The sequence below is a fragment of the Clostridium cadaveris genome (assembly GCF_020911725.1).
GTDB lineage: Bacteria > Bacillota > Clostridia > Clostridiales > Clostridiaceae > Clostridium_X > Clostridium_X cadaveris.
On record NZ_CP076620.1, the window covers coordinates 1,704,178 to 1,721,138 of the forward strand.

Consider the following 16,961-nt stretch of genomic DNA (forward strand, 5'->3'; position numbering starts at 1 on the left):
GTTTACATGATAATTATTATTAATTAGAAGGGAGGTCTTAATTATGGCAAGACCATGTAAAAGTATAAAAACAACAGTAGGACATCAAAACGAAAAAGAAATAAAATCAAGATTAGAACAAGAAGAAAAATTAAAAGGTTTGTCTAATAAGATTAAACCTCCGACTTATTTAAGTAAAGACCAAAAGAAGATTTTTAAATATATAGTGCAAGAATTAGAAGCTGCAGAAATACTTAGTAATTTAGACATATACATATTATCAACTTGTGCTATTGCTATAGATAGATTACAAGCAATAGAAACTGAGATTAATAAAGACATAAAAAATTTGTATGATAAAAATTTAATGGCTAGTAAAGATAAATATACAAAAGATTTATTTAGGTGTACAAATGAATTGTCACTATCTCCACAGAGCAGAGCTAAATTGGGTAATTTAAATATACAAACTAAGAATATGGAAAACGATACACTTCTTAAAGTCTTAAGAGGTGATGAAATTGAGTAACAATATATTATTAGATAAGTCTTTTAAATATGTAGATGATGTGTTAAATAATAAAGAAATCACTACGTGGGAAGTAAAGAAACAATGCGAAATTATAAAAGATGATTTAATTAACCAACAAGATAAAGATTTTTATTTTGATGAAAAGCAAGTTAGCAAGATAAATAATTTATTGAAATTATTGAATTTTGCCACTGGGTTTGTAGCAGGCAAAAGAGTATTAGATAGTTTATCTAACTTTCAAGCTTTTTTGATTTGTAATCTTTTTGGTTGGAGATATAAAGACAAACCATACAAATTTAAATTTAATGATATAACACTATATATAGCTCGTAAGAATGCAAAGACAGCTTTAGTGGCTGTTATTTTTATATTATTAATGTTAACAGAACAAAAATATAGTGAGTTTTATTCAATATGTTTAAGTAAGGAATTAGCAAGTGAGATTAGAAAAAGTATAGTGCAAATATTAGAAGCAAGTCCATTAATATTAGACCATTTTAAAATAAGTAAAACATTCACTGGTAAGATAGAATGTAAATTAACACATTCGTTTTTTCAACCAAGGGTAGCAGAAGCAAATAAGAATAACAGTATTCGTCCTAGTGCTTTTGTGAGTGATGAACACGCTATTTTTTCAGATAAATCAAATTTTAACGCTATGAAAAGTGGTCAAAAAAATGTATTAAATCCACTTGTTTTTAGAACTACAACAGCTTATGCAGAAAGCAATTCTATAATAATTGATGAATTAAGTTATATTAGAAGTGTTTTGAATGGTGATATTAATAATGATAGACAATTAGCTTTAGTTTATTATGCAGAGAAGGAACATTTGTGGGATGATATAGGAATATTACAAGCTAATCCACTTCGAATCGAAGAAAATTACAATACAATTCGTGAGGATAGAGAAAAAGCTAAAATAATAGAAAACGAACAGGAAGAATATTTAACCAAAAGCATGAATGTAATGCTTGAAAGTAATGAGGAAAATAAATATATAAACATGGAATTTTGGAAGAAATGTAGAGTAGATAGTATTGATTTTAGCGGAAGAGAAGTAGTGGTAGGTGTAGATTTATCTGTCACAACAGACTTAACAGCAGTATCTATTATGTTTAGAGAAGGAAATAATATATATTGTAAGTCACATGGGTTTAAACCTTCTATAGATAATAAAAATAGAAGAGAAGATATAGACTATAAAGCAATGCAACGTAAAGGATATTGTGATATACACGAGGGAATGACGGTTAATTACAGTAAAGTAGAAGAGTATATAAGGGGTATAGAATCTAAATATAATTGTACTATTAAATATATTGTAAGTGACCCCATGAACGCTAAAGAAATGATGGAAAGATTAGCAGAAGATTATGATGTTATTTTATTAAAACAAACTTTTGCAAATTTAAGTCCCGCCACTAAAGAATTTAGAAAAAAAGTATATGATAGCGAAGTCTTTTATGAGAAAAATAAATTGCTTGATTGGAATATGACTAATGCTGTAACTGTTAAGGGCAAATCGGATGATGAAATGTTATCCAAAGAGAATAAAAATAAGCAAAGAATAGATATGGTTGCAGTATTAATATTTGCATTTACTCAATTATTAGTAGAGCCATATGATTTAAATGCGGAAATATTAAGTGACGATTTTATAGTGTAAGAAAGGAAGATATGATTTGAATAAAATTAAAAAATACATATGTGAGTATTTAGAAGAGATATTATTTTTAATGTCTTTTTTTATTTTCAATTTGACTATGTTTTTATTTATAAGTATAAAAGTTGGACTTATAACATTAAGTATAATAATATTTATTATTGCTTTATATGTAACATTTTATAAAAGCAAGGTGAAAAGATAGATGAATAATTATTATAGATTAGTAAAAGAGTACAAAAGAAAAAAATCTATATATTATAAATTAACTTTAGAAGAGAAAATAGACCTTATGAATTTAGAGTTAAAGATTAATTATATAAATATAAAAGATACAAAAGAACATACAAAAGCTGAAAATAGAAAGAAGAAAATAAAAAACAATGAAAGGAGGAAAGCCGATGATAGGAAAAATTCTAAATGAAACTACAAGAATAAGTTTAGAACAATTAGCACAAGAATTAAAAGGAACTTATAACATAGATGAGATAACTAAAAATAATGTTTTAAAGAATAGTAGTATCGTTTATAGTTGTATAAATCTTATTTCTTCTACTATAAGTAAGATGGGAATAGACTTGTTTGAATATAAAGAAAATGGAATACATAAAATACACAATTCTTTATCATATATGGTTAGTAATAGACCTTACAAATATTATAGTTCAGCTGAATTTATACAGGCGATGGTTGCTCTAATGCTAATTGAGGGACAAGCATTTGCTTTGATTGAAACTAAAAAAGGAATTCCTAGTGAATTAATTATACTTCCACAAAGCACTAGTTTACATAAGATAGGCAATAAGTATGTAGTATTGACTACAGTAGACGATAAACCAATGACACTAGACTATAACAGAGTATTACACTTTAGAGATTTGAATTTAGATGGTGTTAATGGTATTAGCAGGATTCACGCCATAAGAAATAAATTAAATTCACAACTACAAGGCGAGAAAATGGTAAAAGATTTCTATAAAAATGGTGGTGGAATCAAAGGATTCTTAGAAACGCCTACTAAACTTTCTAAAGAAGCTAAATTTATACTTAAAGATACTGTAATGTCCGTACTTTCAAACGGTCAAAGTGGTATAGGAATATTAGATAATGGATTAGTTTATAAACCAATTTCTACCCAAAGTATTGCAGATACTCAATTTATAGACAATATGAAGCTTACAAAAGAAGAGATATGTAGTATTTATGCTGTTAACCCAGCTTTAGTAGGTGCAAGTGAACAAGCTACGAATAGTAATATGCAACAAATGAATAATAGTTTTATACAATCTTTAATGCCATTTTTAAAAAAGATGGAGCAAGAGATGAATTATAAACTATTAACAAGTACTCAAAGAGAAACGATGTACTGGAAATTTAATCAAGCTTCAGCGTTGAGAGCCGACGATAAGGCAAGGGCAGACTATTATAAAAGTATGCTAGAAAGTGGAATAATGTGTGTTAACGAATGTAGGGCTTTAGAAAATCTTAACCCTGTAGTAGGTGGAGATAAGTGCCGAGTAGATTTAAATCATGTTAACATAGAAAAAGTTGACGAATATCAATTGAATAAATCTGTGAAAGGAGGTGAATAAATGAATAAATTCTATAATTTTTATAATGAAAATGAAACTAAAGAACTATACTTGTACGGTGCAATAGTTAGCGACAAATGGGACGAAACAGATGTTAATTTTAGTGATTTTAAAAATGCTTTAGATGAAATTAAAGATAATGAAACACTAAATATCTATGTAAATTCCCCAGGAGGTGAAGTATTCGTTACAGACAGTATTATCGCTATGTTAGACAGATGTAAAAAGAAGAAAAATATAACTATAAATTGTTATATAGATGGTTTAGGTGCTTCTTGTGCTAGTTGGTTACCTATGGTTGCAGATAGCATTTATATTTATTCTCAATCTGTTTTAATGTTACACAAGCCTATGTCAATGGTTTGGGGTAATGCTAGTGAGATGAAAAAAGAAATTGAAGTACTAGATAAAATAGAAAACTCTATGATAAAAATGTATCTTGCTAAAGCTAAAGATGAAGTAACAGAAGAGCAAATAAGAAATATGTTAAGCGAAGAAACATGGCTTAGTGCTAATGAGATACAAGAATATTTTAATGTAGAATTAATTGAATCTGAAAAGAAAATAGCAGCTTGTATAGACAAGGATATATTTAAGAATTACAAGAATGTTCCTGACAGTTTACAAGTAAAAGAAGAGCCTGAAAAAGAAAATGTAATTGATAATGAGAAATTGCAAGAAGTAGAAAATAAAATAAAAGATTTAGAAGTGTACTTAGAGCTTAATAGATAGCTCTTTTTTTATACACAAAATTAATAAAAAGGATGGTGTTTTAATAATGACAAAGGTAGAAGAATTATTACAAGAATTAGAAGGTGTAAAGAATGAGATGAAATCTTTACAAAAAGAAAATAAGACAAATGAAGCTTACGATAAATTATCTGTAATAGATGGTTTAAAGAAGCAAATAGAAATTGAAAAGGCTTTAGAAAATGAAGAAAAACAAGAAATAGAAAATAAAATAGAAAAGGGAGATGTTGAAAATATGAATAAGAAAGTTTTAAATGAAAAAGAAAAGGCATTTGTAGACTATATAAGAGATGGTGTAATAACAAACGCTATATTAAAGAGTGGAAGTGGTGCATTAATTCCAGAGGAAATCTCTACAAAGATAATAGAAAAAGCAACGGAGTTATCTCCGATAGTTGCAAAAGTAACTAGATTTATAAACGGAGCAGACATGAAGTTTATAAAAGAAAGTACAATACCTACTTTTGCTTATGTGACAGAGGGAGAAGACTCTGCTAAGACAGATGCAACATTTACTACAGTTGTTCTAAAATCACATTTAGCAAGTTGCGAATGCGTAATTTCCAAGTCTTTAATAAACGGCACAGATGTAGATGTATTAAATTATATAATACAAGCTTTAGCTAAGAGCTTAGTAAAATTTTTAGAAAAAGAATTAATCGTGGGCACTTCTTCTAAAATGGAGGGTGTATTAGCAACTACAAATAAAGTAGAATCTGCAGAAGCTAAAAAGATAAAGGCTGATGAATTAATAGATACACAAGCGTTAATTCCTACTAGCCTACAAGGTGGATGTGAATGGATTATAAACCCTACTAATTTTAAGGAAATTAGAAAGTTAAAGGGTACAGACGGACAATATTTGTGTGGGAATATGGTTGACGGATTTGGTTATACTCTCTTAGGCAAGCCAGTTTTTTTATCCGACCAAATGCCTGAAAACAAAATGTTCTATGGAGATGTAAGTGGTTTATACGTTAAATTTACTACTAAAGTAGATACTGCAATTCTAAGAGAAAAGTATGCTTCTGCACATCAACTAGGAGTTTTAAGTTTTGTAGAATGTGACTCTAAGATAGTAGAAGACCAAAAGTTAGCACAATATAACGTTAAACAAATGTAGTATACATATTAAAGGGTAAGGGGGTATATCTCCTACCCCTTATTTTATATAAAAGGAGGTATAACAATGACACCAACATTAAATGAAGTTAAAAATTACTTACATGTTTATGACGATTATGACGATATTTTTATAAATAGTCTTATAGAAATAGTGGATATATATGTAGAAAAAACAGTAGGTAGTAATTATTTAAATAATGTCAAGCTTGTGAAATTAGCAAAAATACTAAAGTTAAAATATATAGAAGACTTATATGATAATCGCAGTACAGAAATAAGCAATAATACAAAACAAGATAAAATGGTTGCTACTATAAACCAAGTTTTAGATAGTTGTGGTGATATAAATGTCTAAAAATATAAGTGGAATTATAGAAATTTGGCACACTATAGAAAAAAGAATAAATGGTAAACCAAGTAAAGATAAAGAAATCTTAGTTAATAATTGTTATGCAGAAGTTCTGAATTTATATGGAAATGAACTTTATAGTGCTTTAAATGTAGATATGCAAAACATGTTAATATTTAAAATTAGATATAGCAGAAAATTAGAAGAATTGTTAAGAACCAGTGATTGGAAGATTACTTATAATAATTCTACTTATAATTTGTATTATGCTGATTTTTCTAAAGAGCCATACAAATATGTATATTTAAAGTGTAAAGGAAGTCGATAAAAATGGCTATAACTATGGAATTTGAAGGGCTTCAAGACTTGATAAAGGCTGTAGAAAAAGTAGCAAGTGAAGAAGAAATAAATGTAGCAACTAGAAAAGCACTAAAGAAGATATTGCCACTTGCAGAAGTTGAAAGTAAGAAAAATTACCCACGTTCTGATAATCCTAATAAAAGTGGACGAGCAGGAAGTCGAACTGGGCAACATTCAGCAGATAATATTCCATCCAAAATTAAAAAACAGAATGGTAAATATATCGCAATTATTGGTTGGGAAAAAGGAGATACAAGTCCATATTTTTATAATAAATTTTTGGAATGGGGTACTTCTAAAATAGATGCTAGACATATGTTTTTTAACACATATAAAAAGCAACGTAATAATTATGATGATATTTTTAAAGAAGAGTTTGAAAAATTACTTAAAGAGTTGGAGGAGGTGTAACTATTTGGAAGACTTTATTTATAAGATTTTAGAAGGTTACAATACATACATAGATGAGTGGTATAACGATAGTTATGCTAACAAGACTATAGTAACTATAAACGAAATGAATTGGAGAGATACAGATTATGCAGATGATGAAAATTCTAGTGTAGAACATAATTACCAAATCGACGTTTGGGGTAAAGACAATGAAGAAGTAAAAAGAATAAGCAAAGAAGTATATAAAATTCTTAAAGAAAATGAATTTGAATTTGAAGATGGAGCAACATTAAATGAAGCTGATACAAGAATTTATAGAAAAGCTTTAAGAGTTAATTATACCGAATATATAAAATAGAAAAGGAGAGATGAATAATATGGCACAAAGAAAAGGATTTAAAGATGTATATGTAGCAGAGGTAGATTATAATCCATTGACAGACACTTATACAGCTAAAAAACCAGTTATGCTTTTTAACGCAAAAAGTGGAAAGACTAAAATAAAATATCAAATATCTGACGAATACGCAGATGATAAATTAATTTCTAGAGATAAGGAATTTCAGAATGGAGAAATTGAAATTGAAGGGGTAAACATAACTCCTGAAAAATTAGAATTGATTTATGGACATAAGGTTGTAGAAGGGATGAGTATTACAAGAGAAGATGACCCAGTCAAATATGTAGCTGTAGGCTTTAGAAGTAAAAATTCAGATGGAACATATCATTTTTTTTGGTATTACCTTGTTAATTTTAATGGGGACGAAGAATTAGATTTTGAAACTATTGCAGAGAAATCTAAAAAGCAAACTATAAAATTAAAAGGGGAAATACTTGCAAGACCAGACGGTAATATTGGTGTCGATATAGATGAAAGTGCCTTAACAGGTGGTAACACTAAAGCTAAAGCATTACTAGAAAAAGACCAATCTACACAAATTATAAAATGGTTTACTGCAGTTCCAGAACCATTAACGGCTACTATATAATAACAGGGGACATGTTCCCCTTCTCAAAAAAGAAAAGAAAGGATGATAATAAATGAAAATAACTATAAATAATAAAGAATATAAGAGTGTAAAAATGACAAGAAAATATTATAAAATTTATATGGAAGCATTTAAGCAGCTAGAAAATAAAGAGATGTATGAGGATGACGACTTGGATTTGATGATTAAAATTCTAGTAAAATTATACGATAATAATTTCACAGAAGACGATATAAATAATGAGTTGTCCGTTTATGAGATAGTTTACAATTTCATGATGTTACAAGAAAATGAACTATTAGAATTAAACAAAAAGATTGAGAAAGCACAAAAGGCTTTTCAAAAGAGCAAGCAATAGATTTATTTGTTACTTGCTCTAATAAAAAAATATATATGAATGATATAACTTGTAAAAGATATAAAGACTATTTGAAAGTACATGAGAAATTAAATAGAATACTTACTATAGAATATATAGATTATATATATAAAATACTTACTATTTTCTTTAATATTAGTGTTAAAGCTTTAGATAAAATTGAAGTAAGTAAGATATATGAAATATATTATACTATTGCTTTATATATAGAAGATATTAATAAAAATATTAATGAACTAGGAAATAAAGAAAATGAACAAGTTGAAAAGGTAGAGTATAAAGGCAGTATATTCGATGAAGACGATAGAGAAAATGAAGATGAATTTGATAGAGAAATAGAAGAAGAAAATAGGTATACATATTATTTAGAATCTTTAAATTACATATTTAAGTATGCAGTAACTTCTTGTAAGACTTCTATAAAAGAATGTCTAGATATGAATATAACTGACTTAGTAGAATATATAAGTTTTGATATAAAGTATAATGAAGAACATAAAGACAATAAAGAAAATATTGAGGTTGATTAATTTGTGTAGAAAAGCAAGTTAATCAACCATTTTTTTTAGCTTGTTTTTCTATGTAAATTAATAATAGAAAGGAGAAATTTTAATGGCAAATATTAAAGTTGGAGCTAATACTGGTGATTTTCAAAAGCAAATGAAAGCAATGGTTACACAACTAAAAGAAGTTAACTCTGAGTTTACTCTTAGTGCAACTAAAGCTAAACTTTACGGTAGTGAACAAGATAAATTAAAAATTAAACAGCAAGAATTGACTTCTAAAGTTAAATTACAAAATGAACAGATTAAACTGCAAAGTAATTATACAAAAAAATTAACAGATGATTTAGTTAAGAATAGAAGTAAAAATATGGAACTTCATGACTCTATAGATAAAGTTAATTCTAAATTACAAGAATCTATAAAGACTACAGGTAAGAATTCTGATGAAACTAAAGCTTTAGAGAAAGAATTAGACGGACTTAAAAAACAATTAAATGGGAATGAAAAACAATTTGATACAACTAATAATAAACTAGATACTAATAAAACTAAACTTAATAATATGAAAACTGCATTAATGGAAAATGAGAAAGCTCTTAAAGATGTAAATAAAGCATTAAGCACAGTTAAACTAGATGAATTTGCTAAAAAAACAGATAATATTGTAAGTAAATTAAAACCATTTGCTATTGGAATAGCAGGAGCAGGAGTTGCAAGTGGTAAAATGGCGATGGATTTTGAGGACTCTATGGCAAAAGTATTTACTATTGCAGATAAGACAGAAGTAAGTTATGACGATATGAAAAAAGCTATTATGGATTTATCGAATCAAACTGGAATTAGTGCTAAAGATATAGCTAATAACGTCTATGATGCTATTAGTGCGGGTCAAAAGACTGGTGATGCAGTTAATTTTGTTACAGATTCAACTAAATTAGCAAAAGCGGGATTTGCAGAAGCGGGACAATCATTAGACTTATTGACCACAATTTTAAATGGATATAAATTAAAAGCAGAAGATGCTACAAAAGTAAGTGATATTTTAATAACAACTCAAAATCTAGGTAAGGTAACAGTTGGAGAATTATCTGAGTCTATGGGTAAGATAATTAAAACAGCTGACGTTTCTTCAGTATCGTTAGAACAAGTTGCATCGGGTTATGCGTTAATGACGTCAAACGGTATAAAATCAGCTGAAACTACAACGTACATGAGTTCCATGCTAAATGAAATGAGTAAAAGTGGAACAGTAGCAAGTAAAGCTTTAAAAAATGCTACAGGAAAGACATTTCAACAACTTACAAAAGAAGGTAAAACACTTGGAGATATTTTAAACACCATGAGTGGTGCAGCTAAGAAAAATGGTAAGTCTTTAGCAGACATGTTTGGAAGTGCTGAAGCAGGAAAAGCTGCTTTAATTTTAGCTGAAAATGGTGGGAAAGATTTTAATGGAATGTTAGAGCAAATGAATAAATCAGCAGGAGCAACTACAACTGCATTTGATATAGTAAATGACACAACAGGCAATAAAATGAAAGTTGCTTTTAATAAAGGGACAAATGCTGTTAGGGGTTTAGGTGATATACTCTTGCCAATTGCTGCTATGGGATTTGATGCAATCTCTAAAGTTACTGATGCATTTAATGGATTAAGTGACTCGCAGAAAAAGTTTATAGTTGGGGCAGGAGGTCTTGTTGTAGGAACTACAATTGGCTTAAGTGGAATAAGTAAATTAAGCAAAGGCATAAGTACAACTATAGATGGATTTACTAAATTTAAAGAAATTGGTGGAAAAGCAATTACAACAATTGGAGATTTAGGAAGCAAAGCTATAGATGGAGCTAAACATGTAGGTAAATTTGCATTAACGTGTGGTAAAACACTTGTTAATGGGGTTGTAGGTGGAGCAAAAGCTATAGGGAATATGACTTTAAGTTTAGGGAAAATGACTATAGAATTTATAAAAAGCACTATAGAAATAGGAAAGAATGTTATTGTTTGGACGGCACATAAGGCGGCAACAATAGCTAGTACAATAGCGACTAAAGCGATGGAGTTAGCACAAGTAGCACTTAATTTTGTTATGAGCTTAAATCCCATAGCTAAAGTAGTAATAATAATAGGTGCTTTAGCAGCAGCTTTTGTTACGGCTTATAATAAATGCGATTGGTTTAGAGAAAAGGTAGACAACTCTATGCAAAAAATAAAAAATTCAATGCAAAGTCTTAAAGATAAATGGGATTATGTTATGGAGAAAATTTCAAGTGCGTGGGAGTGGGTTAAAAGCAAATTTAAGTTACCACACTTTAATATAACTGGTAGTTTTAGCTTAAATCCTCCTAGTATACCCAAAGTTGCTGTAGATTGGTATTGGAGGGGTGGTATTATAGATGAACCTACGATATTAGGCAATATTGGAGTTGGTGATAAATTTGAAGGAATGGGAAGAAATGCTGAAGCAATAGTCCCATTAGATTCTATGTATAGAAATATAGATGCAATTGTTAATAAAAGAGTTAAACAATCACAACAAGTTATATATGTATTAGTAGATAATACAATAGACATAAATGGGAAAGCGATAAAAGCCTTAAGTAAAGAAACATTAAGTAAAATAAAGCAAGGAATAAATAAAGAACAACAAAACAATTTGATAGGAAGGGGTGTAGCAATTGCTTAAATTTAATGAAACTAAATTTTCTACGATAAGATTTAACGGTATAGATTCTAAATTTAAAAATATATTTGTTGCTGAAAAAATCTCCATTCCATTTGCACAAAAAAAGATAAAGTCGGTTCCTGTCATTGGTAGAAATGGTAATCTTACTATAGATGACAATACTTATGAAGATGTAGAAATACATATTAAATTTTATATATATGGTGATGAAATTATAGCTAAAAATTCAAACACTATAAGAAATTGGCTTACTAATATAGAAGATAATAAGTTATTGTTACCTCAAGGGACTAAGGAAAATGTAGGTGTTTATTTTAGAGTTAAATATGTTAAAATAGAAAATTTAGAGAGAGCAAATAAGATTAATAAAAGACTATTTAAATTTGGTGCAACTTTTGTATGCGAACCATTTCAGTACATAAGTACAGGTATAAGTCTAGACATGGCTCATATAAATGGGAAAAGCTATACGTGGAATAGTACTAATGTTATACCTTCAACACCGCTTTTTAAAATTAAAGGTGAAGGACTTATAACATTAACTGTAAACGAAAAAGAAGTTGTAGTGGATGTGGGGCAATCTTGCATAATAGATACTAAAAGAAGGATTTGTTATAAAAACGATGGAACATTTAGAAACACGAAAATGAAAGGTGATTATGAAAATTTATATTTTAAAAATGGCGAAAACATAATTACATGGAACGGAAATATAAAAGAATTAGATATTCAAGATGATGAAATAGTATGTTAAGGGGCAGATTTATTCTGCTCCTTTTTTAATAGGAGGTTTTATAATGATAGAAATATATGATGTAGGAAATACAAACTACGATTGGAATGGTGATATTACAATAGATAGTATTGTGGAAGAATGTAAAATAACATGTGAAGATATAAATTCTATTCCTGTGTTGACTTTAGAAGCGTTAGTGGATGATTCTACAGAATATAAAAGTGCATATGTTGAAGAAATGGCAGTAATTAAATGTAAAGCACCATGGTCTAAAGAAAAACAATTATTTAGAATAAGTAAAATAGAAAAAGATTTAGATAGTATTATTGCGACAGCTTATCCAATTTTCTTCGATTCTGTAAAAACTTATGTAAAAGATATGAAAAACGAAGATGTAATGATAGTTGACACAGGAGATTGTAACGGTCAACAAGCACTAGATAAGATTTTAGCTAATACTAAATATAAGGGACATTCTAATATATCTAAAGTAAGAAGGGCAAGATACGATAAGAAGAATATTGTACAAGCATTAAATGGGGATATAGACAACTCTTTTACTAGAGTTTGGGGAGGAGAAATCTACCTTAATAATTATGATATATATATTAATGAAAGCATTGGACATGACAACGGTGTTACTATAGAGTACGCTAAGAATCTAACTGGCTTGCATGAAGAAGTGGACATGAGTGGTGTCGTAACAAGAATTATACCTATTGGGTTTAACGGATTAAGATTAGAGGGTAAAACTCCTTGGATAGATTCTGAGAATATAAATAAATATTATGATATTTTTGAAAAAGAAATTGTATTCGAAGATATTAAAGTTAAGGATGAAAATGATGAAGAAGGATTTAATACAATAGAAGAAGCAAGAGCAGAATTAATAAGACGTGCTAAATTAATGTTTACAGAAGAACATATAGACGTTCCTTTAGTTGCACTAAACATAGAATTTGTAGACTTATCTAAAACATTAGAATATAAAGATGTACCTATATTAGAAGAAATTCATCAAGGTGACATAGTTAGAGCAAGACATAGTAAACTAGGCGTAGATACGAATATAAGATGTATCGGTTATGATTACAATGTTGTAACAGAATCTTATAACAGTTTAAAACTAGGACAAGCTACATACGATTATTTCAAAAATGAAAATGATAAGTGGAATAATATGAATAATAGAATAGATAACATTTTAAATGATGTAGATGGTAAGTTTGATAATATTTCAGACAAAGATGGAAATCTATTAGCTGAAAAAGTTAAGGGATTCTTAGATGCAGCTAAGACCAAACTTAAAGCACAAAGACAAATAGGACAATTGCAAGACCAACGAGCATTTATATGGGAAGATTTAGACCCTAATAGTCTTTCTTATGGTTGTATGGTTGGGGGAAGTGCAGGTATACAAATAAGCCAACAACGTACCCCAGACGGTAGAGATTGGGATTTTACAAGTGCCTTTACAGCCGAGGGAATTATTGCAGATAAGATAGTTGGTAATTTGTTTAGTAGTAAAGATGGCAGTACAACCATAAATATGAACAACGGTGAATTTAAAAGTAAACAACCTGACGGTTCTATGGTTATAATAAGTCCTAAAGATGGATTTTACAATAAATTCGGTGGAAGTAAAAGAGAGTATCATCATTTAAGCTATGATACCGATATAACGGCTTATACTGACGAAAGAAGCATGTTTGAAACAAGTGTTAAATTACCTGATGAGTTTAAAGGCAAGGATTTCCAAATAAATTTAAATTTTAAAAATATAAGTTCTGCGACAGATAATCCTATCTTTATAACACACAATCAAGTTGTTTATTATAAAGATAAAAATATCTTAGATGGAACATTTAATGTTCGTGGACAACTATATGCTAATGGGGTTTATTATAAAAATCTAGCTGGTGTAGGAGAAGAATTGCAATTAGCATATATCTTAAAGCAAGAAAGTATAAAGTTAGAAATTACTATACATGTTAATGTAACAGCATAAGGAGGTGATTATATGGTTAAGACTTTTTTGTTAAATATTAAAAGTGCTGATTGGACTAAAAGAAGTGATAATACTTATGTATTTATAAAAAGTTTAAATGTATATAGTAGTAATGTAGGTGTTCATTGTTATGATGAAACAGGGAATAATATTAATGTTGGTGTAAAAATAGAACACACAGGAAAAGTTACTTTCACTTATGACAAGGCTGAAGCAGTAGATGTAATGTTTTTTATTCCTGAAACTGTTGAAGAAGTAAAAGAAAATATATTAAATGGTAATTATCCTACATCAACCTATTTAAATGAAGATAAAGGTTGGATAGAACAAGCTTATAAAAATGAAAAGGGAATCCCTATAGTTGTTGATAGAACTGAAACTCATACCATAAGTCCTATAAATTCAGCAGTACAACTAACTGAAATTCCTGATAAATACTATGGAATTAAATTAAAATCTAAGGATGGAATAAATCTAAAAAGAGTTTACAAACTTGATGAAATAACGTCTAATTTAAATGCTTATTACATAGGTGAAAATAATATGATATATTGTTCTACTAACTTAATAGGTAAATTAGTAGAAGTTTCCTATAAAGGTATGGGTAAAACTATAATAAATTGTAATATGATATATTATAGAGATGCTATAAATGGAACACCTATAATTTTAGAAGATTTAATAGATAGTGGTTATAAAGCAATAGATGCATTGGCTACAGTGGGAAATGCATCTATTATTTTAGAAGATTTAAAACGAACCATTGAAGAAGCAAAAAAGCTAGAAATAAAACCTATAGAAAAAAGTTTTATAGATAGTTTGACTTTTTAAAACATCGTTTCTGTTAAAATTTAAGAAAAAAGTTTTAGTTTAATCTAGCATTTATACATTGATGACAGTGAAAATTGTTAATAAAAATATAAACAAAATAGACATATATATTAATGTAGAGATTTTTGCAAATTCATGTTTGGATTTTTTAAAATACATAATAAACACCTCAATAAAAATTATAGACAAGGGTAACTGTTTTTATACGGCTACCCTAATTTTTTTCAATATCAGATATGGTATAATAAATAGATAGTTGGTACGGAGGAGAATAAAATGGAAAGAGAATTAATAAAAGTATGTGCTTACTGTAGAGTTAGTACAGATAAAAAAGAACAAGAAGAAAGTTTCGAAAATCAGCAAATTTATTTTAATAGAGAATTAAATAAAGAAAAGGGTTTTGAACTTACTAATATTTATGCGGATAAGGGTTTAACAGGAATGGAGTTTAGACATAGAACGGAATTTAATAAAATGTTACAAGATGCGGGACTAGATAAAGTTGAAAATAGAGCCAATAGTGGAGAAATAAGAAATAAATATATAAGCACAGACTATGTCATTAATCCAAAACGAAAGCCAAAATTTAAATATATATATGTAAAAAACACTAGCAGGTTTGCAAGGAATACGGATGTAAGTAAAATAGTTAAAGCATTAAGAGCGAATGGTGTATATATTTTTTTCCTAGATTTAAATAAAAGTACAGAATCTCCTGAAGAAATGATGCTATTAGAGTTTATGTTTTCGATGGATGCAAGAGAAAGTATAGACAAGTCTAAGAAGGTTGCATTTGGTGCTAAAGAAAGTGCAAAAGCGGGTAAAATAAGAGTTGGCAAAGAATTGTACGGTTATACATTTAATAAAGAAGAGAATACTCTTAGAATCATTAAAGAAGAAGCAGAGATAGTTAAGTTAATATATAATCTTAGATTACAAGGTGAAGGTAGTAGAAGGATATGTAAATACCTTAGAGAAAATAATATTAAAACACGTGCAGGAGTTGATTTTAAAGAAAATGTAGTTATGAGAATCCTACAAAATCCATACTATACGGGTAGAGTAGCACGTAACAGATGGGAAACAACTCATGATAACGGAAGAAGTAGAAAACTAAAACCCGTTGAGGAATGGATAGTACAAGAATCAGACCGAGTTGACCAAATAATAGATATAGAAACTTTTGATAAAGTTCAGAAAATCATCAAAGAAAATACCAGTGATAATATAAAAAAAGGCAAATATCTATCTAGAACAGAATTAGCACGTAAAATATATTGTTGCAGTTGTGGTAAATATTATAATAAGAATGTTGAATATAGAAAACTTTTAAATGGAGAAAGAAAGAAAATAGATTATTATACATGTGCTACTAAAAAGCTAAGAGGAAAAGGTTCTTGTCAGAATCCTAATATAAGAAAAGAAAAATTAGATAATATAATAGAATTCTTCTGTAAATATGGACAATTAAAGGAAATTACGGATAATTTTAAAGAAAGTGTAATAGAAATTCTAGAAAATAAGAAGAATATTTTAAAAGAAAAGGTCAATACTTTAAGTAAAAATATAGATGTAGAAGAAAAAAATAAACAAATAGATATTCTGAATAATAAGTTAAGTAGATTATTAGATATATATTTAGATGAAGGATTAACTAAAGATATATTTAATAAGAAAAAAGAACAAATAGAAGAAGATATAAATAGATTAAAAAAAGAAATAGATAATATAAATATCCCTAAAAAGAATCTAGAAGCAATATTAGATTTTTATACGAGAACTGAATATATAATTCAAAACATAGGCGGAGAAATACCAAATGAAATAAGTAGAAAAGATTTTATAGAAAAATATCTAGTTAGATTTGAGATAAGTAAAGATGGTAAAGTAACAACAATAACAAAAGCTCATTTAATTCAAATGATTGGTATGGAATTAGCGGGGGAATCAGGGGAGTATAGTAATGTAAGAAATACTATACTAGAAATGTTTAATAATGATGAAAATAACCCACTAGTTAAAGCTATAAAAATAAATGATGCTATTAAAAATTTAAATATATTTTAACTTTTATTTTTGTTGAAAA

Annotated in this window: 19 protein-coding genes; all 19 read left to right on the plus strand. The window is 28.2% G+C overall.

Annotated elements, in window-relative coordinates:
* The first annotated feature begins 43 nt into the window (after window positions 1-43).
* Window positions 44-508, plus strand: coding sequence for a phage terminase small subunit P27 family (locus KQH81_RS08005; RefSeq protein WP_230029190.1), 465 nt, complete (start codon window positions 44-46; stop codon window positions 506-508).
* A complete protein-coding gene (locus tag KQH81_RS08010; RefSeq protein ID WP_230029191.1) occupies window positions 501-2,180 on the plus strand; it encodes a terminase large subunit in 1,680 nt (559 codons plus the stop codon). The genes KQH81_RS08005 and KQH81_RS08010 overlap by 8 nt, the downstream gene beginning before the upstream one ends.
* A 16-nt stretch (window positions 2,181-2,196) precedes the next feature.
* Window positions 2,197-2,382 (plus strand): hypothetical protein, encoded by a 186-nt coding sequence (locus tag KQH81_RS08015; protein ID WP_230029192.1) that lies wholly within the window; start codon window positions 2,197-2,199, stop codon window positions 2,380-2,382.
* A complete protein-coding gene (locus KQH81_RS08020; RefSeq protein ID WP_230029193.1) occupies window positions 2,383-2,601 on the plus strand; it encodes a hypothetical protein in 219 nt (72 codons plus the stop codon).
* A complete protein-coding gene (locus tag KQH81_RS08025) occupies window positions 2,579-3,769 on the plus strand; it encodes a phage portal protein (RefSeq protein WP_230029194.1) in 1,191 nt (396 codons plus the stop codon). The genes KQH81_RS08020 and KQH81_RS08025 overlap by 23 nt, the downstream gene beginning before the upstream one ends.
* On the plus strand, window positions 3,770-4,501 hold the full coding sequence (locus KQH81_RS08030; protein ID WP_230029195.1) for a head maturation protease, ClpP-related: 732 nt from the start codon (window positions 3,770-3,772) through the stop codon (window positions 4,499-4,501).
* Between the two features lie 46 nt (window positions 4,502-4,547).
* Window positions 4,548-5,642: a phage major capsid protein gene (locus tag KQH81_RS08035; RefSeq protein WP_230029197.1), complete on the plus strand. Its 1,095-nt coding sequence runs from the start codon at window positions 4,548-4,550 to the stop codon at window positions 5,640-5,642.
* 66 nt (window positions 5,643-5,708) lie between these two features.
* Window positions 5,709-5,999 (plus strand): head-tail connector protein, encoded by a 291-nt coding sequence (locus KQH81_RS08040; protein WP_230029198.1) that lies wholly within the window; start codon window positions 5,709-5,711, stop codon window positions 5,997-5,999.
* Complete coding sequence (locus KQH81_RS08045) at window positions 5,992-6,321, plus strand: phage head closure protein (protein WP_230029199.1); 330 nt, start codon at window positions 5,992-5,994, stop codon at window positions 6,319-6,321. The genes KQH81_RS08040 and KQH81_RS08045 overlap by 8 nt, the downstream gene beginning before the upstream one ends.
* A gap of 2 nt (window positions 6,322-6,323) precedes the next feature.
* A complete protein-coding gene (locus tag KQH81_RS08050) occupies window positions 6,324-6,764 on the plus strand; it encodes an HK97-gp10 family putative phage morphogenesis protein (RefSeq protein ID WP_230029200.1) in 441 nt (146 codons plus the stop codon).
* Between the two features lie 4 nt (window positions 6,765-6,768).
* Window positions 6,769-7,104, plus strand: coding sequence for a DUF3168 domain-containing protein (locus KQH81_RS08055; RefSeq protein ID WP_230029201.1), 336 nt, complete (start codon window positions 6,769-6,771; stop codon window positions 7,102-7,104).
* Window positions 7,105-7,123: 19 nt separating this feature from the next.
* Window positions 7,124-7,735, plus strand: coding sequence for a major tail protein (locus KQH81_RS08060; protein ID WP_230029202.1), 612 nt, complete (start codon window positions 7,124-7,126; stop codon window positions 7,733-7,735).
* Between the two features lie 52 nt (window positions 7,736-7,787).
* Window positions 7,788-8,093, plus strand: coding sequence for a phage tail assembly chaperone G (gene gpG, locus KQH81_RS08065; RefSeq protein ID WP_230029204.1), 306 nt, complete (start codon window positions 7,788-7,790; stop codon window positions 8,091-8,093).
* 35 nt (window positions 8,094-8,128) lie between these two features.
* Window positions 8,129-8,644, plus strand: coding sequence for a hypothetical protein (locus KQH81_RS08070; protein WP_230029205.1), 516 nt, complete (start codon window positions 8,129-8,131; stop codon window positions 8,642-8,644).
* 82 nt (window positions 8,645-8,726) lie between these two features.
* The gene (locus KQH81_RS08075; RefSeq protein WP_230029206.1) at window positions 8,727-11,300 is read left to right on the plus strand and encodes a phage tail tape measure protein; all 2,574 of its coding nucleotides are present in this window, start codon (window positions 8,727-8,729) and stop codon (window positions 11,298-11,300) included.
* Window positions 11,293-12,054 (plus strand): hypothetical protein, encoded by a 762-nt coding sequence (locus tag KQH81_RS08080; RefSeq protein WP_230029207.1) that lies wholly within the window; start codon window positions 11,293-11,295, stop codon window positions 12,052-12,054. The genes KQH81_RS08075 and KQH81_RS08080 overlap by 8 nt, the downstream gene beginning before the upstream one ends.
* Window positions 12,055-12,097: 43 nt before the next feature.
* Window positions 12,098-14,044 (plus strand): phage tail spike protein, encoded by a 1,947-nt coding sequence (locus KQH81_RS08085; RefSeq protein WP_230029208.1) that lies wholly within the window; start codon window positions 12,098-12,100, stop codon window positions 14,042-14,044.
* Window positions 14,045-14,056: 12 nt separating this feature from the next.
* Window positions 14,057-14,875 carry a hypothetical protein gene (locus KQH81_RS08090; protein ID WP_230029209.1) on the plus strand — a complete coding sequence of 273 codons (819 nt, stop codon included), beginning with the start codon at window positions 14,057-14,059 and terminating at the stop codon, window positions 14,873-14,875.
* A 276-nt stretch (window positions 14,876-15,151) separates the two neighbouring features.
* Window positions 15,152-16,942, plus strand: a complete 1,791-nt coding sequence (locus tag KQH81_RS08095; protein ID WP_230029211.1) for a recombinase family protein — start codon at window positions 15,152-15,154, stop codon at window positions 16,940-16,942.
* Window positions 16,943-16,961: the final 19 nt, after the last annotated feature.